At 62.2% G+C, this 15,870-nt stretch carries 15 protein-coding genes; 3 read left to right on the top strand and 12 right to left on the bottom strand.

Translation table 11 applies throughout. The annotated features are described in order from the left end of the window. Window position 1: 1 nt before the first annotated feature. A complete protein-coding gene (locus tag CEW87_RS20580) occupies window positions 2-958 on the top strand; it encodes an alpha-ketoacid dehydrogenase subunit beta (protein WP_108976018.1) in 957 nt (318 codons plus the stop codon). Between the two features lie 84 nt (window positions 959-1,042). Continuing rightward, the gene (locus tag CEW87_RS20575) at window positions 1,043-1,984 is read left to right on the top strand and encodes a DUF3014 domain-containing protein (protein ID WP_108976016.1); all 942 of its coding nucleotides are present in this window, start codon (window positions 1,043-1,045) and stop codon (window positions 1,982-1,984) included. A 43-nt stretch (window positions 1,985-2,027) separates the two neighbouring features. On the opposite strand, the gene CEW87_RS20570 is transcribed toward CEW87_RS20575, so the two are convergent. The 5 genes from CEW87_RS20570 to CEW87_RS20550 all read right to left on the bottom strand — a co-directional run bounded on the left by CEW87_RS20570 (window position 2,028) and on the right by CEW87_RS20550 (window position 6,963). After that, the gene (locus CEW87_RS20570) at window positions 2,028-3,050 is read right to left on the bottom strand and encodes an LLM class flavin-dependent oxidoreductase (RefSeq protein WP_108976014.1); all 1,023 of its coding nucleotides are present in this window, start codon (window positions 3,048-3,050) and stop codon (window positions 2,028-2,030) included. A gap of 5 nt (window positions 3,051-3,055) precedes the next feature. Further along, window positions 3,056-3,865: a GTP cyclohydrolase FolE2 gene (folE2, locus tag CEW87_RS20565; protein ID WP_108976011.1), complete on the bottom strand. Its 810-nt coding sequence runs from the start codon at window positions 3,863-3,865 to the stop codon at window positions 3,056-3,058. Window positions 3,866-3,936: 71 nt separating this feature from the next. Continuing rightward, window positions 3,937-5,799 (bottom strand): 1-deoxy-D-xylulose-5-phosphate synthase, encoded by a 1,863-nt coding sequence (gene dxs, locus CEW87_RS20560; RefSeq protein WP_108976009.1) that lies wholly within the window; start codon window positions 5,797-5,799, stop codon window positions 3,937-3,939. A gap of 28 nt (window positions 5,800-5,827) precedes the next feature. Continuing rightward, window positions 5,828-6,724 carry a polyprenyl synthetase family protein gene (locus CEW87_RS20555; RefSeq protein ID WP_108976007.1) on the bottom strand — a complete coding sequence of 299 codons (897 nt, stop codon included), beginning with the start codon at window positions 6,722-6,724 and terminating at the stop codon, window positions 5,828-5,830. Next, the gene (locus CEW87_RS20550; RefSeq protein WP_108976005.1) at window positions 6,721-6,963 is read right to left on the bottom strand and encodes an exodeoxyribonuclease VII small subunit; all 243 of its coding nucleotides are present in this window, start codon (window positions 6,961-6,963) and stop codon (window positions 6,721-6,723) included. The genes CEW87_RS20555 and CEW87_RS20550 overlap by 4 nt, the downstream gene beginning before the upstream one ends. Window positions 6,964-7,089: 126 nt before the next feature. Here CEW87_RS20550 and CEW87_RS20545 point away from each other — a divergent pair, with 126 nt between their 5' ends. Further along, on the top strand, window positions 7,090-8,190 hold the full coding sequence (locus CEW87_RS20545; protein ID WP_108976004.1) for an aromatic ring-hydroxylating oxygenase subunit alpha: 1,101 nt from the start codon (window positions 7,090-7,092) through the stop codon (window positions 8,188-8,190). Window positions 8,191-8,290: 100 nt separating this feature from the next. Here the strand turns inward: CEW87_RS20545 and ispH are convergent, their stop codons facing one another. Genes ispH through tsaE form a run of 7 tightly spaced genes read right to left on the bottom strand, consistent with a single transcriptional unit; the run spans window position 8,291 to window position 15,839 of the window. Then, window positions 8,291-9,229: a 4-hydroxy-3-methylbut-2-enyl diphosphate reductase gene (gene ispH / locus CEW87_RS20540; protein ID WP_108976002.1), complete on the bottom strand. Its 939-nt coding sequence runs from the start codon at window positions 9,227-9,229 to the stop codon at window positions 8,291-8,293. A gap of 27 nt (window positions 9,230-9,256) precedes the next feature. Continuing rightward, on the bottom strand, window positions 9,257-9,685 hold the full coding sequence (locus tag CEW87_RS20535; RefSeq protein ID WP_108948839.1) for an FKBP-type peptidyl-prolyl cis-trans isomerase: 429 nt from the start codon (window positions 9,683-9,685) through the stop codon (window positions 9,257-9,259). Then, a complete protein-coding gene (gene lspA, locus CEW87_RS20530) occupies window positions 9,682-10,212 on the bottom strand; it encodes a signal peptidase II (RefSeq protein ID WP_108976000.1) in 531 nt (176 codons plus the stop codon). Before lspA ends, CEW87_RS20535 begins: the two co-directional genes overlap by 4 nt. Next, complete coding sequence (gene ileS, locus CEW87_RS20525; RefSeq protein WP_108975998.1) at window positions 10,205-13,009, bottom strand: isoleucine--tRNA ligase; 2,805 nt, start codon at window positions 13,007-13,009, stop codon at window positions 10,205-10,207. Before ileS ends, lspA begins: the two co-directional genes overlap by 8 nt. A gap of 21 nt (window positions 13,010-13,030) precedes the next feature. Next, entirely contained in the window at window positions 13,031-13,975 is a 945-nt protein-coding gene (locus tag CEW87_RS20520; protein WP_108975996.1) for a bifunctional riboflavin kinase/FAD synthetase, read from the bottom strand. Window positions 13,976-14,022: 47 nt separating this feature from the next. After that, a complete protein-coding gene (locus CEW87_RS20515) occupies window positions 14,023-15,369 on the bottom strand; it encodes an N-acetylmuramoyl-L-alanine amidase (protein WP_108975994.1) in 1,347 nt (448 codons plus the stop codon). Continuing rightward, window positions 15,312-15,839 (bottom strand): tRNA (adenosine(37)-N6)-threonylcarbamoyltransferase complex ATPase subunit type 1 TsaE, encoded by a 528-nt coding sequence (gene tsaE / locus CEW87_RS20510; protein ID WP_108977424.1) that lies wholly within the window; start codon window positions 15,837-15,839, stop codon window positions 15,312-15,314. Before tsaE ends, CEW87_RS20515 begins: the two co-directional genes overlap by 58 nt. Between the last annotated feature and the right edge of the window lie 31 nt (window positions 15,840-15,870).

The following is a 15,870-nucleotide window of genomic DNA, read 5'->3' as shown; positions in this document are numbered from 1 at the left end:
AATGGCACAGATTACAGTTCAGGAAGCGATCGACCAGGCGCTGGTCGAGGAGATGGCACGCGACCCGCGCGTGATGCTGATTGGCGAAGGCGTGGCGACGAAACGACATGCTCTGGTGGAGGCATTCGGTCGCGATCGGGTGCGCAACACCCCGCTGGCCGAGGGCATCATCGCCGGTACGGCCGCAGGTGCGGCGGCCACCGGGCTGCGTCCGGTGGCCGACCTGCTGTTCGCGCCCTTCCTGTGTTACGCGATGGACGAGCTGGTCAACAGTGCGGGAAAGCTGCGCTTTCTGTCCGGCGGACAGTTCAGCTTTCCGCTGGTCGCAATCACGATGACCGGTGCCGGCTGGTGTGTCGGTGCCCAGCACAACCACAACATCGAAGCCTGGTTTGTGCATAGCCCGGGCGTGAAGGTGGTCATGCCCTCCAGCGTGGCGGATTTCAAGGGACTGCTCAAGGCCGCGATTCGAGATGACAACCCGGTGCTGTTCTTTGTCGATATCGGTCTCGCCTTCGTTGCCGGCGACGTGCCGGACGGCGAATGTCTGGTGCCGATCGGCGAGGCGACGGTGCGCAGGGCGGGGCAGGATGTCACCCTGATCTCCTATGCGAAGACGGTCGCAGTGTGCGAAGAAGCGGCGCAGACGCTTGCCGGGCAGGGCGTGTCGGCAGAAGTCATCGATCTGCGCACGCTCAAGCCGCTGGATGAGGCGAGTATCCTCGCCTCGGTCAGGAAGACGGGAAGGGTCATCATCGTGCATGAGGCGAGCCGGAGCTGCGGTGTCGGCGCCGAGATTGCCGCCACCATCGCGGACAAGGCTTTTGCTGAGCTCAAGGCACCGGTGCGGAGGGTGGCTGGCCCGGACGCACCCGCAGCGGCAAGTTTCCCGCTCGAACAGGCTTTCGTGCCGCAGGCGAGCGCAGTGGTCGACACCGCGCTGCGCTTCTTCGCCTGAACGCGGTGGACGTGTCCGCCCTGCGACGGGGCGGACACGCGCGCCCCGTCCGTGTATTGTTGTTCCTGTTGCCGGCGCGGGGCGATGGAATCCGTCGTTCCGTCCGAGGCTGTTTTGGATGACGGGAACGCGCGTGTGCTTCGCCCCGAACGGGGTGACGCTGCGCTGCGTCGAACACGACTGACGGGGGGACGGGTGAGCTCAAGAACGCTGAAGGGTGTATTGCTGGTTGCGGTGCTTGCGATCGGAGCGGGTGTTGCGTATCTGGGGTTCGGGCCAGAGCCCGAGCAAGTCAAGCCGGCCGAACCTGTCCCGCAAGTGCAGCAGCCGGCGGAGCCTGCGTCGTCGGGGCTGATCGAGCCGGTCATTCGCTACCCGATCGTGCCCGAGCTCGCCGTGGTGGAGGCGCCGGCAGAGGCTGCAGTCGTACCACCGCCCGAGCTCGCCGGCAGTGACGACCGCGTGGCTGCGGAGTTCGGCAGCAGCTTTGGCGGCGGTCTGGGCGAGCTTGTCGTGGTGAAGGATCTCGTACGGCGGATCGTGGTGACGGTGGATAACCTGCCCGGTGAGCGGCTGCCCTTGTCTCGCTCCCCGGTGCGCAAGGCCGAAGGCGGATTCATCGTTAACGAACAGGACGGCGCACGGAGTATTGCGGCCGACAACGAGGCGCGTTATCTGCCGTACGTCCTGTTCGCCGAGCAGGCCGACATGCGCATGCTTGTTTCGGCGTACCGGCGGCTGTATCCCTTGTTTCAGGCCGCGTATGACGAGCTTGGCTACCCGTCCGCCTATTTCAACGATCGCCTGGTCGTCGTCATCGATCACATGCTGGCGGCCCCCGAAGTCGCAGGTCCGATTCGGCTGATTCAACCCAAGGTGCGTTACCGCTTTGAAGACCCCGAACTCGAAGCCTTGTCCGCAGGGCAGAAGGTCATGGTGCGGATGGGCGTCGACAATGCACGTCGAATCAAGGCAAAACTGCGCGAACTGCGGCAGGGGCTCACCGCGGGTGCGCCAGCGCGCTGACAGGCTTCAGCCCGCTGCGGGGTGTGTGCCGTCCCGCAGCGATTCAGCTTTCCGATGCGCCCAGGGGCGCCAGCCCCCATGCCTGGGCAAGGACTTCATACGAATGAAGCCGCGCCCGGTGATCGAATATCTGTGCGGTGAGGATCATTTCGTCGGCACCCGTTTGCGCGACGAGCGCAGACAGTTGCGCTGCCATGCTTGAGGAAGCGCCGACTGCCGCGCACGACAGCGACTCGTCGGCAAAGGCGAGTTCTGCAGCCGTCCAGTCGTTCTCCTTGAAATCCTCCGGAGGCGGGAGCGTGCCACGCATGCCGCGAGCCATGGCTGCAAAGCGCAGGCGCAGCGAGCGCAGCAGAAACTGCGCTTCGTCGTCGCTGTCCGCACCAATCGCATTGGCGCCGACCATCACATAGGGCTTGTCGAGCGCGGCCGATGGTCTGAAGCGACTGCGATAGAGATCGATTGCCTGCATCAGGAAGCGGGGTGCGAAGTGCGATGCAAAGGCGAAGGGCAGGCCGAGGTGGGCTGCGAGCTCCGCACTGTAGAGGCTGGAGCCGAGTAGCCAGATCGGCACGTCCAGACCTGCGCCTGGAACGGCTCGCACAGGCTGGTTGGCTTGTGGCGGAGCAAAGTAGAACTGTAGCTCTGCAACATCCTGGGGGAAGCTGTCGTCACCGCCGGCGAGGTTCCGGCGCAGTGCGCGCGCGGTACGCTGGTCGGTACCAGGTGCCCTCCCGAGACCGAGATCGATACGCCCGGGAAAGAGTGACTCGAGAGTGCCGAACTGTTCGGCAATGACGAGTGGGGCGTGATTCGGCAGCATGATGCCGCCCGCGCCGACGCGGATGCTTGAGGTTGCGGCTGCCACGTGACCAATGACCACCGCCGTCGCCGCACTGGCAATGCCGGTCATGTTGTGGTGTTCGGCAAGCCAGTAGCGATTGAAGCCGAGGCGCTCGGTGTGACGTGCAAGCTCGGTCGTGTTGCGTAAAGCGTCGGCAGGCGTGCTGCCCTGAGGGACCGGCGCAAGATCGAGCACCGACAACGGGACGGCGGGCAGTGTCATCTGTGTCAGGCCGGCAGGCGCTTGTCCCGTTCGATGAGTGCGTAAGCCGAGTGGTTGTGGATCGATTCGAAGTTTTCCGATTCGACCGCGTAGGCGTCGATGCGCTGCTCGTGATTGAGCAGGCCGGCGACGTCGCGCACCATGTCCTCGACGAACTTCGGGTTGTCGTATGCGCGCTCGGTGACGTACTTTTCGTCGGGGCGCTTGAGCAGCCCATAGACTTCGCACGAGGCCTGGCCTTCCACCAACTGCACGACGTCCTCGATCCACAGATGGTCGTTCAGCGTTGCGGTGACCGTGACATGCGAGCGCTGGTTGTGCGCGCCGTATTCGGAGATCTTCTTCGAGCACGGGCACAGGCTGGTGACGGGCACCATGATGCGCATGGTGAACTCGTAGCGACCGCCTTCGTGGATGGTGCCGATGAAGGTGACTTCGTAATCCATCAGGCTCTGCACGCCGGATACCGGTGCTGCCTTGTTGATGAAGTAGGGGAAGCTCATCTCGACGTGACCGGTTTCGGCCTCGAGGCGCGTCACCATTTCACGCAGCATCGGCTCGAAGGACTCGACCGAAATCTCACGCTCGTTGCTGTTGAGGATCTCAACGAAGCGCGACATGTGGGTGCCCTTGAAATTATGGGGCAGGCCGACATACATGTTGAAAGTGGCAACGGTGTGCTGCACGCCGCCCGATCTGTCGCTGACCTTGATCGGGTGACGGATCGCCTTGATCCCGACCTTGTTGATCGCAATCTCACGGCGATCGATGCTGCTCTGGACGTCGGGAATGGCCTGTGCTGCCTGGGTGTTCATGTGTGTTCTCTGTTGTGGTCGGGATCTGCGCCCTTTCAGTCCTGGAATGCTAACAATCCCGACAAACTTACTCAACTATTGCCTGGATAGGCTTTCGCAATACTGGCGAGAATGCCGTCCTTGTCGAGGCCGATCGATGCCAGCAGCTGTCCCTGCTCGCCATGGTCGATGAAGTTGTCGGGAAGGCCTAAACGCAGGATGCGCGGACGTTCGGCGAGTGTTTCGAGCACACGAGCGACCTCCGAGCCTGCGCCGCCGATGACGGCGTTCTCCTCGATCGTCACGAGCAGGTCGTGGCTGGCGGCAAGTTCGACAATCAGCGCTTCATCGAGCGGCTTGATGAAGCGCATGTTCACAACGGTGGCATCGAGCGTTTCGCCGACCGCCATGGCCGTATTGACCATGCTGCCGAAGGCGAGCAGGGCGATACGCTTGCCCTGCCGTTTCGTCTCGGCCTTGCCGATGGGGAGTGCAGTCATGGCCGTTTCCGGTGCAACGCCGGTGCCACTGCCGCGCGGGTAGCGCACCGCCGTGGGGCCGTCGTGACAGACCGCGGTGTAGAGCATCTGCCGGCATTCGTTCTCGTCGGCCGGCGCCATCACCACCATGTTCGGGATGCAGGACAGGAAGGACAGATCGAACGCGCCGTGATGGGTTGCGCCGTCGGCACCTACCAGGCCGCCGCGATCGACGGCCAGCACCACCGGCAGGTTCTGCAGCGCAATGTCATGCACCAGCTGGTCGTAGGCGCGTTGCAGGAAGGTTGAATAGATTGCCACAACCGGCCGATAACCTTCGCAGGCCATGCCCGCGGCGAAGGTCAGTGCGTGTTGCTCGGCGATGCCGACATCGTAGTAGCGGTCGGGGAACTCCTGTTCGAAACGCACCAGGCCCGAGCCTTCGCGCATGGCCGGCGTAATGCCGACGACGCGCGGGTCGGTTGCCGCCATGTCGCACAGCCAGTCACCGAATACCTGGGTATAGGTGAGCTTGCCGCCGGTCTTGCTGCTCTGGATGCCGGCGTTGCGGTCGAACTTTGACACGCCGTGGTAAAGGATGGGGTCGGCTTCGGCGAGCTTGTAACCCTGTCCCTTGCGGGTGATCACATGCAGGAACTGCGGGCCCTTGAGTTTGCGCAGGTTCTGCAGTGTGGGCACGAGGGCGTCGAGGTCGTGACCGTCGATCGGGCCGTAGTAATGGAAGCCGAACTCCTCGAACAGGGTGCCCGGGGTGATCATGCCTTTTACGTGCTCTTCGACCTTGCGCGCCAGCTCCGCAACGGAAGGTGCCATTCCCAGCACTTTCTCGCCGACGCGGCGGGCGGTGTTGTAGGTTGAGCCGGACATCAGACGGGCAAGAATCTTGGTGAGCGCACCGACGGGTGGCGAGATCGACATTTCGTTGTCGTTCAGAATCACCAGCAGGTTGACGCCTTCCATGTCGCCAGCGTTGTTCAGTGCCTCGAAGGCCATGCCTGCCGACATTGCGCCGTCACCGATCACTGCAATCGACTGCCTGTCCTCGCCGCGGTCGCGGGCTGCTGCGGCCATGCCGAGCGCCGCCGAGATGGAGGTCGAGGAGTGCGCGGTGCCGAAGGTGTCGTATTCGCTCTCGCAGCGGCGGGGAAAGCCGGAGATGCCGCCCCAGCGCCGCAGATTGCTCATCGCTTCGCGGCGGCCGGTCAGGATCTTGTGGCCGTAGGTTTGATGCCCGACGTCCCAGACGATGCGATCTTCCGGGGTGTTGAACACGTAGTGCAGGGCGATCGTCAGTTCGACCGTACCCAGGTTCGATGACAGATGCCCGCCGGTCTTGGATACCGACTCAATCAGGAACGCACGCAGCTCATCGGCGACGAGACCCAGTTCGCGGCGTTCGAGGGCGCGCAGGTCGGCGGGTGAGGCGATGCGTTCTAGATTTTTGTACGGAGACATGTGTCGGGCCGGCAGAAGAAGGTGAGAGTCAGAATGGGCGATGCACGATGTAATCGGCCAGCGCACGCAAGCGGGCGGCGCGCTCGCCGAGCGGTGCCAGTGCCTCATGCGCTTCGGCGAGCATTTCCCGCGACAGGCGCTTGGCTTCATCGAGCCCGATCAGGCTGACGTAAGTCGGTTTGTCATTGTCCGCATCCTTGCCGGCGGTCTTGCCGAGGGTGGCCGTGTCGGCTTCGGCATCGAGGATGTCATCGACCACCTGGAACAGCAGGCCGATCAGCTTGGCGTAACGGTCCAGGCGCAGGAGGTCTGCCTCTTCGGTCGATGTGCCGGCCTGAGCGCCCAGCAGCACTGATGCGCGAATGAGGGCGCCGGTCTTGTGGACATGCATGAACTCGAGCTCTTCACGCGACAACTGCTTGCCAACTGCGGCGAGGTCGATGGCCTGGCCGCCGGCCATGCCACGCGAACCAGAGGCGATGGCGAGCTGACGGATCATTGCAATCTGTCCCGCAGGCGCGGCACTGATCGGGTTGTCGGCGAGAACCTGAAACGCGAGGGTTTGCAATGCATCGCCAACCAGCAGGGCGGTCGCCTCGTCATATTCCACATGCACTGTGGGTTTGCCACGGCGCAGGACGTCGTCATCCATGCAGGGCATGTCGTCATGCACCAGCGAATAGGCGTGAATCAGTTCGACCGCGCAGGCCGCATGGTCGAGGTGCGACGGAGACGCGCCGACGATCTCGCCCGCAGCATGAACGAGCAGGGGGCGAACCCGTTTGCCGCCACCCAGCACTGCGTAGCGCATCGCTTCGTGGAGGCGGGCAGGGGCGAGGTCCGGGGCGGGCAGGGCTTTTGCGAGCGCGGTTTCGGTGCGCGCCTGAATCTGGCGCATCCAGCCGGCAAAGTCATTCTGGCTCATGTATCGCTCCGCGTCGGGGCCGGATTGAAGTCGACCAGTGAATCGCCTTCGAGTACCCGGACGCGCTGCTCGGCGTTGCTCAGGGTTTCCTGGCAATACTTGAGCAGGCTGGCGCCGCGCTGGTAGCGGTCGAGGGCATCCTCGAGCGTCAGAGTGCCGGATTCCATTTGCTGGACGATGGTCTCGAGTTCGGAGACTGCGGCTTCGAAGGATTTTGGAGCTGACGCCGACTTTGGCATGGATCAGGACGTGGCGCGGGTAAAGACGGGAAAATAACCGATCGGGCGTCTGGCGGTCAAACGGGGCTTCGCTTAAGATATTACGTTTATTTGTCCGGATTCTGGTCCAGATTAGGGGGTTCGGTAATGTCCGATATCGCGGCCAACTCGCAATTGGCACCGGCAGCATCGCAGCTGCCGGTTTCATGGTACTTCGACGAGAAGGTTTTCGAAATGGAGAAGAAGCTCCTCTTCGATGCCGGGCCGGGGTACGTTGGCCATGCGCTAATGGTACCGGAAGTCGGCAACTACCGTTCGCTTGAATGGCTTGATCATTCCAAGCTGCTGTTTCGCACCGATGCGGGCGTCCATCAGCTGTCCAACGTCTGCCGACACCGGCAGGCGATCATGCTGGAAGGGTCGGGCTCGACGGAACACATCGTATGCCCGATTCATCGCTGGACCTACGACCAGCAGGGCGCACTGCTGGGGGCGCCTCATTTTGCGGATAATCCCTGCCTCAATCTCCGGCGCGATGCGCTCGAGGACTGGCAGGGGCTGCTGTTCAAAGGGCCGCGCTCGGCGAATGCCGACCTTGCCGGCATGCAGGTCGCGCCCGAACTCGATTTCACCGGCTACAAGCTGGATCGTGTCGAGATTCACGAGTGCAATTACAACTGGAAGACCTTCATTGAGGTCTATCTTGAGGATTACCACGTTGCACCCTTTCATCCCGGGCTGGGCAAGTTCGTCACCTGCGACGACCTCTCCTGGCAGTTCGGTGACTGGTATTCCGTGCAGCGCGTCGGGATCACTTCGCTTGCCAAGCCGGGGTCGGCGACCTACGGCAAGTGGCACAAGGCCGTGCAGGATTACTACGGCGAGAACAAGCCGGCACATGGTGCGATCTGGCTGACCTACTATCCGAACGTGATGGTGGAGTGGTATCCGCACGTGCTGGTGGTGAGCACGCTGATTCCGGTCGATGTCGACAAAACCACCAATGTGGTCGAGTTCTACTATCCGGAAGATATCGTCGAGTTCGAGCGCGAATTCGTGGAGGCCGAGCAGGCCGCCTACATGGAGACCGCGATCGAGGACGACGAGATCGGCGAGCGCATGGATCGTGGTCGTCGTGCCCTGCTGAAGGAGGGCCGCAGCGAGGTGGGGCCTTACCAGTCACCCTACGAAGACGGGATGCAGCACTTCCATGAGTTCTATCGTCGCATCATGGAGCCGCATATCTGATGTTTGCTCGTGGAAGCAGCCCGCACGCGATGCGTCTGGCTGCTTCCGGGTTGCGGTCTGGCCAAGGGGGCGGACAGGGTCGCATCCTCAGCCATCTGCCTTACGGCGTGTCCTGCAACTCCTTGGGGAGGGGGAAGGTCACTTTCTCCGGTACGCCGTCCAGGTTACGTACCGCTCCGCCACTCAGTGACTTGAGCCGAACGATGACGTCCTCCACGAGGACTTCCGGCGCAGACGCGCCGGCGGTGACGCCGATACGTCGCTTGCCGTCCAGCCAGGCTGGATCGATTCCTTCTGCGTTGTCCACCAGGTAGGCGGGCACTCCGCGCAGTTCGGCAACTTCGCGCAGACGGTTAGAGTTCGAGCTGTTCTTCGAGCCCACCACGAACACAACATCGGCAAATGGCGTCATGAACTTCACGGCATCCTGCCTGTTCTGGGTCGCGTAGCAGATGTCATCCTTTTTGGGGCCAACGATGCTCGGGAAGCGCTCGCGAAGCGCTGCAACAATCGCCGCGGCATCGTCCACCGACAGCGTGGTCTGGGTGACATAGGCGAGCTTGTCGGGGTCGGCAACGGTGAGGCCGGCGACGTCATTGGCGGTCTCGACGAGATGGATGCCGTCCCTGACCTGACCCATTGTGCCTTCGACTTCCGGGTGCCCCTTGTGGCCGATCATGACCAGTTCCCGGCCCTGTTCGCGCATGCGGGCCACTTCGATATGCACCTTGGTGACCAGCGGGCAGGTGGCGTCGAACACACGCAGGCCACGCTGCTCGGCTTCGTCACGCACTGCTTGCGACACGCCGTGTGCGCTGAAGATGACGGTATTGCCCGAAGGGACTTCTTCCAGTTCCTCTATGAAGATTGCGCCCTTGTTGCGCAAGTCATCAACGACGAACTTGTTGTGCACCACTTCGTGGCGAACATAAATCGGTGCGCCGAACCGCTGCAGCGCCCGCTCGACGATCTCGATGGCGCGCTCCACCCCGGCACAGAAGCCGCGTGGGGTGGCGAGCATGATTTCCTTATCGTTCATATGATCTCTCTGTGGCTGAGCCCGGCATCACGAGGTGCCGATGATCTTCACTTCGAAGCGGATGTTCTTTCCCGCGAGCGGGTGGTTGAAGTCGATCAGCGCCGATTCTGCATCGATTTCGCGCACCAGTCCGGAGTAGCGCGACCCGTCGGGCGCGCTGAACTCCATAATACTCATGGCTTCGATCTCTTCCGCAGGCATGTGTTCGCGCTTTACCCGCTCCACCAGTTCCTCGCGGTGGGGGCCGAATGCGTTCTCGGGTTCGAGTTCGAAGACATGGTTGCTGCCCACTTCGAGCCCCACGATCAGCTTCTCCATTGCCGGCAGCATCTCGCCCGCGCCGAGTTGCAGGGTGGCGGGGGTGGCCTCGAAGGTGCTGATCAGCGGTTGGCCATTGGTCAGCGTGATGCGGTAGTGAAGGGTGACAAGGCTGTTGTCGGCAACGGTCTGGCTCACGAGGAACGCTCCGGTTTAGAGTGGGTGTGTTGTTTGCTGCTGCGGAACTGCGCCCACAGCATCAGGGCGACGCCGACGAAGATGGCCGAGTCGGCGAGATTGAACGCCGGCCAGCCGAAACGACCGGCGTGGAAGTACAGGAAGTCTACGACTGCGCCATGCATCAGGCGATCGACCACATTGCCGATGGCGCCGCCGATGATGAGTGCGAACGCGGTTGGCAGCAGACGTTCATTCCGGTGCTGATGAAGGAGTACTGTCAGCCAGCCGCAGATGACGACGGCCAGTCCGGTGAAGAACCAGCGTTGCCAGCCGGAATGCTCGGCCAGAAAGCTGAAGGCCGCGCCGCGATTGAACACCAGCACCAGATCGAAGAACCCGGTCACCGGAATGCGCGCGCCGTACTCCATCAAGCTCAGTACGATCTGCTTGGTGACCTGGTCGAGCACCGCGATGAGCATGGCGAGTGCAAGCCATGGCAGCATCGCGGTCAGCGCTGGTCGGGCGGCTTGCTTCGGATCAGGCATGCGAGCGCGCTTCTCCGCTGCCGAACAGGTTGCTCACGCAACGACCGCACAGCGTCGGACGATCGTGGTCATGTCCGACATCGTCCGTATAGTGCCAGCAGCGTTCGCATTTCTGCTTATCGCTCGGCGTGGCAACAATGCGCTCTTCCTCGGCGCTGGCCACTTCGACCAGCGACGCGCGCGAAGTCATCGTAACGAAGCGCAGATCGTCTTTCAGGCTCTGCATCGCGACGAACTTCTCGTCCGTCAGATGCAGTTCGAGTTCGGCCTGCAGCGATGCCCCGACCTTGCCTTCTGTCCGCAGGCCCTCGATGACCTTCAGTGCGTCGGCACGAACGCTGCGGATGCTCTCCCAGCGTGCGATGAGTCCAGCCTCGCCTTCCTGCGCAGGCAGGGCATGGAAGGTGTGAAGCATCACGCTGTCGTCCTTGCCCGGATTGAGGACGGCCCACGCCTCTTCTGCGGTGAAGGTAAGGATCGGTGCCATCAGCTTAAGCAGCGTCTGGGTGATGTGCCACAGCGCCGTTTGCGCAGCGCGACGCGGGAGACTGTCTGCCTTGGTGGTGTACAGGCGGTCCTTGAGGATGTCGAGATAGAAGGCGCCCAGTTCTTCCGAGCAGAAGATCTGCAAGCCCTGGACGATCTTGTGAAACTCGAACCTGCCGAAATCGGCCTCTGCCTGGACGGCCATCTGGCGGGTGAAGGCCAGCGCGTAGCGGTCGATCTCGAGCCACTGATCGATGGGAACGGCGTCCGTTTCGATGGAGAAATCGGCGGTGTTGGCCATCAGGAAGCGCAGCGTGTTGCGGATGCGCCGGTATCCTTCGACCACACGGGCGAGGATCTCCTTGGACATCGCAAGTTCGCCCGAGTAATCGGTGCTGGCCACCCACAGACGCAGGATTTCAGCGCCCATCTTGTCCGAGACTTCCTGCGGGAGGATGGTGTTGCCGAGCGACTTGCTCATCTTCCTGCCCTGCTGGTCCACTGTGAAACCGTGCGTCAGCAGCGCCTTGTAGGGCGGGTGGCCATCGATGGCGCAGCCCGTCAGCAGGGAAGAATGGAACCAGCCGCGGTGCTGGTCGGAGCCTTCGAGATACAGGTCGGCACGCGGGCCTTCGGCATGGCCGTCGTTGTGCGAGCCGCGCAACACATGCCAGTGCGTGGTGCCGGAGTCGAACCAGACGTCCAGGGTGTCGCTGATCTTGTCGTAGTGGGCAGCTTCAGTCCCAAGGAGCTCCGCTGCGTCGAGCTTGAACCAGGCTTCAATGCCTTCCTTCTCGACGCGCTTTGCAACTTCTTCCATCAGCTCGACGGTACGCGGATGCAGTTCGCCGCTTTCCTTGTGCAGGAAAAACGGGATCGGGACGCCCCAGTTGCGCTGGCGCGAGATGCACCAGTCCGGGCGGTTGGCGATCATTGCATGCAGACGCGACTGTCCCCATGCGGGGAAGAACTTGGTGGATTCAACCCCGCGCAGTGCGCGCTCGCGCAGCGTGGTCTGATCTGCAGCCTTGCGGTCCATGCCCACGAACCACTGTGCCGTGGCGCGGTAGACCAGCGGCGTCTTGTGACGCCAGCAGTGCATGTAGCTGTGGCTAATCTTGCTGTCCGAGACCAGGGCACCCACTTCGCGCAGTTTGTCGACGATGGCCGGGTTGGCCTTCCAGATGTTCATCCCGCCAAAGAAGGGCAGGTCGGGTACGTACTCGCCGTGGCCCATGACGATAGACAGGATCTCGTCATTGCTGCGGCCGTAGGCGCCCCAGGAGTTGAAGTCATCCACGCCATGCGCAGGCGCCGAGTGCACGATGCCGGTGCCGGCGTCGAGGCCGACGTACTCGGCAAGATAGACCGGAGAGACACGGTCGTAGAGCGGGTGGCGGAACTCGATACGCTCGAGCGCTGCGCCCTTGGTGGTCGCAATGATCTTGCCTTCGACCTGGTAGCGCTCAAGGCAGGCCGCCACCAGTTCCTCGGCCACGATCAGCAGGCGCTCGCCGGTGTCGACCAGTGCATAGTCGAATTCGGGGTGTGCGTTCAGTGCCTGGTTGGCGGGAATCGTCCACGGTGTGGTGGTCCAGATGACGGCGGCCGCAGGCTTCGCAAGCGTGTCGAGGCCGAATGCAGCGGCGAGTTTCGGTGCATCAGCATCCGTCACGGCGAACGCGACATCGATCGTCGGGGATTGCTTGTCGGCATACTCGACTTCGGCCTCGGCCAGCGCAGAACCGCAGTCGAAACACCAGTTGACCGGCTTCAGCCCCTTGAACACGTAGCCGGCCTTGGTCATTTCGGCCAGCGCGCGAATCTCGTTCGCCTCGTTGGCGAAGTTCATCGTCAGATAGGGGTTGTCCCACTCACCCAGCACGCCGAGGCGAATGAACTCCTGCTTCTGGATTTCGACCTGCTCGGCCGCATAGGCGCGGCACAGTTCGCGTACCTTGTCGGCCGGCAGGTTCTTGCCGTGGGTGACTTCCACCTTGTGTTCAATGGGCAGGCCGTGACAGTCCCAGCCCGGCACATACGGGGCATCAAAGCCGGCCATGGTCTTCGAGCGCACGATGATGTCCTTGAGAATCTTGTTCAAGGCGTGGCCGAGGTGAAGATTGCCGTTCGCGTACGGGGGGCCGTCGTGGAGCACGAACTTGGGCCGTCCTGCGCTGGCCTCGCGAATGCGTTGATAGAGCTTCTTCTGCTGCCATTCGGCAATCCACTTCGGTTCGCGCTTTGGCAGATCGCCGCGCATCGGGAAGGAGGTGTCGGGCAGGTTGAGCGTCTTGCGGTAGTCGGCCATGGCGTGTGCGTCTGTCTCTGTTCAGCCTAGAAGGCAATTCGGATTGAGGGCGAACCAGTCGCGTGCAGTATCGGCATCGCGGGCGATTTGTGTCTTCAGTTCGTCGAGCGAGGCGAATTTCATCTCGTCGCGAACCTTAAGCAGGAAGTGAATGCGCGGATGAGCGCCGTAACAGTCGCCGCTCCAGTTCAGGAGGTGGACTTCAAGACGGGCGCGCCCGGCATCGGTGGCGGTTGGCCTGACGCCCACATTGGCGACACCGGCGAGTCTGCTTCCCTCCAGTCCTTCGACGGAGACCGCAAAGACGCCCGAAAGCGGAGGGCGGCGGTGCTTGAGCTGAATATTCAGCGTGGGAAAGCCGAGCTGGCGTCCGATCTTGTCGCCATGGACCACGCGACCGGCAATGCTGTAGGGGCGTCCGAGCAGTTGGGCGGCGTGTTCGAGGTCGCCACTCGCAAGCGCTGAGCGCACAGCAGAGCTTGAGGCACGTTCGCCGGCCACTGCGAGCGTCGGCATCGATTCGACACCGAAGCCGAAGTCTTTGCCTGCGGCCTGAAGCATCGCGAAATCACCGGTGCGTCCAGCGCCAAACCGAAAGTCGTCACCGATGAAAAGATGGCGTACATCCAGCCCTTTCACCAGCACGTCTTCAATGAAGCTGCTTGCGGTCTGGGCGGCAAAACGGGCGTTGAAGCGGCAGACATGCACGCGATCGACGCCGCTGGTGGCCAATAGCTGCAGTTTCTCTCTCAGCGAAGCAAGTCGCGCAGGGGCTTTGTCCGGTGAGAAGTACTCGCGTGGGTGAGGCTCGAACGTGAGCACGACAGCGGGCACGCCAAGTGCGCCAGCCTTGTCGGTGAGCTGCTTGAGCAGCGCCTGATGCCCGCGATGCAGACCGTCGAAATTGCCTATGGTCAGCACGCAGGCTTCCTTTGCCTGTTCGGGGAACCCGCGAAAAACCTGCATAACCGCCTGAAAAAATCCGCGATTATACCGGCAAAGGAGGGGGCAAATCAGCCCAGCTGTGCAACGCGGGTGCGCGGCGCGGGCGGGTTGTCGTCAAAATAGCGTCTGATCCCGCGCATGATCGCCTCGGCCATCTTGTCCTGATAGGCGTCGTCATTGAGGCGACGCTCTTCCTCCGGGTTACTGATGAACGCAGTTTCAACGAGGATTGACGGGATGTCGGGTGCTTTCAGCACGGCGAAGCCCGCTTGTTCCACGTGCGCCTTGTGCAGGGTGTTGATGTCGCCGAGTTCGGCCAGCACTGCCTTGCCAAGTTTGAGACTGTCGTTGATCGTCGCGGCCTGAGACAGGTCAAGCAGGGTTCGCGCAAGGTGGCCGTCCTGCTTTGCCAGATTGACGCCACCGATGAGGTCCGCATCGTTCTCTTTCTGCGCCAGCCATCGTGCAGCCGAGCTCGATGCCCCTCTTTCGGACAGCACGAATACCGAGCTACCCCGGGCTTCCGGGCGCACGAAGGCGTCGGCGTGGACTGAGACGAACAGGTCTGCCTGAACCCTTCGCGCACGGGTGACGCGCTGACCGAGCGGCACGAAGTAGTCGCCGTCGCGGGTCAGTACGGCGCGCATGTTCGGCATCGCGTCAATCTTCTTGCGCAGGCGCTTGGCGATGTCGAGCGTGACGTTCTTCTCGTAACTCCCGCCGCGGCCAACCGCGCCAGGATCCTCTCCGCCGTGTCCAGCGTCGAGCACTACGGTGAACAGCCGGTTTACACGAGGCTCGGGCTTGCGCTCCCGATGCGAGGGCGCGTTGTCGCGCTGGGCGATCTCCGGGCTGCCGTGCGCCTTTGCATCGGTGATGCCGGATTCGCCGGCGGCCGCGTCGATCGGGGATGACTTTTCGATGAGCGCCAGCAGCGGATCCATTTCGACGGTTGGATAAAGATCCAGCACCAGACGATGTCCGTAGTTGCTGACCGGCGCGAGCGTAAAGACTTGCGGATTGACCTCGGCCTTGAGTTCGACCACCACACGGACCACGCCGGGGCGGTTCTGACCGGCCCGGATATTGCGAATGTAGGGGTCCGAGTCGAGCACTTTACCCGGGAGTGTTTGCAGAACACTATTGAGCTCAATGCCTTCGAGGTCAACGACCAGCCGCTCGGGATCCTTCACCATCAGGTGAGTGAAGCGAAGCTCGTTGCTGCCTTCGAGCGTGATTCGGGTGTATTCCTCGGCGGGCCAGACTCTGACCGCAAGCAGGCTGCCTGCAGCCATGCCGACCGGACTCACCACAAGCGCAAGCGAGGCGCCTGCGAACTTGAGCAGGGTTCGTCGGTTCATTTTCCGGGGGGTGGGGATTGTTTCTTCTGACAATTGGCTAGTTGGCTTATGCATGTTTGCCCCGCTTCGGTGAGACCCCGGAGGGTGGCTCGTCGTCCTTCACCTTCTGGCTCGATGAGGACAACGAGGTCTGGCGTGGCGAGATAGGGAGCAGCCTGTTCAGGCCACTCGACAATGCACACGCCCGGTCCGTTGAAGTACTCGTCCAGTCCTGCATCAAGGTACTCTTCAGGTGAGTTCAGTCGATAAAAATCAAAGTGATATAAGTCTAATCTAGAAACTACATAAGGTTCAATGAGAGTATACGTCGGGCTCTTGACTTTTCCAGTGTGACCAAGTTCACGAAGCAGTCCGCGGGTGAGCGTCGTCTTTCCGCTGCCAAGGTTTCCGTTCAGCCAGATCTTCAGTCCGGGTGTCAGGGCTGTGGCGAGTGAGCCGCCAAGTTCAAGTGTGTCGTCCTCATTGTCGAGGTGCGTCGTGAGCGCGGTGTAGCTATCATCCGCAGGGTGAACAAGATTGAGCATGAGTCTTCCTCGACTATCCAGGGGTCTTCCG

The sequence above is a fragment of the Parazoarcus communis genome (assembly GCF_003111665.1).
GTDB classification, from domain to species: domain Bacteria; phylum Pseudomonadota; class Gammaproteobacteria; order Burkholderiales; family Rhodocyclaceae; genus Parazoarcus; species Parazoarcus communis_B.
This window is presented reverse-complemented; position numbering and strand designations above follow the sequence as displayed.

Excerpts from the sequence above, each read along its gene's own strand:
- CEW87_RS20515 (WP_108975994.1), bottom strand. The coding sequence starts at position 15,369 with ATGCATAAGCCAACTAGCCAATTGTCAGAAGAAACAATCCCCACCCCC.
- CEW87_RS20545 (WP_108976004.1), top strand. The coding sequence starts at position 7,090 with ATGTCCGATATCGCGGCCAACTCGCAATTGGCACCGGCAGCATCGCAG.
- dxs (WP_108976009.1), bottom strand. The coding sequence starts at position 5,799 with ATGTCTCCGTACAAAAATCTAGAACGCATCGCCTCACCCGCCGACCTG.
- CEW87_RS20580 (WP_108976018.1), top strand. The coding sequence starts at position 2 with ATGGCACAGATTACAGTTCAGGAAGCGATCGACCAGGCGCTGGTCGAG.
- CEW87_RS20520 (WP_108975996.1), bottom strand. The coding sequence starts at position 13,975 with ATGCAGGTTTTTCGCGGGTTCCCCGAACAGGCAAAGGAAGCCTGCGTG.
- CEW87_RS20550 (WP_108976005.1), bottom strand. The coding sequence starts at position 6,963 with ATGCCAAAGTCGGCGTCAGCTCCAAAATCCTTCGAAGCCGCAGTCTCC.
- CEW87_RS20570 (WP_108976014.1), bottom strand. The coding sequence starts at position 3,050 with ATGACACTGCCCGCCGTCCCGTTGTCGGTGCTCGATCTTGCGCCGGTC.
- ileS (WP_108975998.1), bottom strand. The coding sequence starts at position 13,009 with ATGGCCGACTACCGCAAGACGCTCAACCTGCCCGACACCTCCTTCCCG.
- tsaE (WP_108977424.1), bottom strand. The coding sequence starts at position 15,839 with ATGCTCAATCTTGTTCACCCTGCGGATGATAGCTACACCGCGCTCACG.
- ispH (WP_108976002.1), bottom strand. The coding sequence starts at position 9,229 with ATGAACGATAAGGAAATCATGCTCGCCACCCCACGCGGCTTCTGTGCC.
- lspA (WP_108976000.1), bottom strand. The coding sequence starts at position 10,212 with ATGCCTGATCCGAAGCAAGCCGCCCGACCAGCGCTGACCGCGATGCTG.
- CEW87_RS20575 (WP_108976016.1), top strand. The coding sequence starts at position 1,043 with ATGGAATCCGTCGTTCCGTCCGAGGCTGTTTTGGATGACGGGAACGCG.
- folE2 (WP_108976011.1), bottom strand. The coding sequence starts at position 3,865 with ATGAACACCCAGGCAGCACAGGCCATTCCCGACGTCCAGAGCAGCATC.
- CEW87_RS20555 (WP_108976007.1), bottom strand. The coding sequence starts at position 6,724 with ATGAGCCAGAATGACTTTGCCGGCTGGATGCGCCAGATTCAGGCGCGC.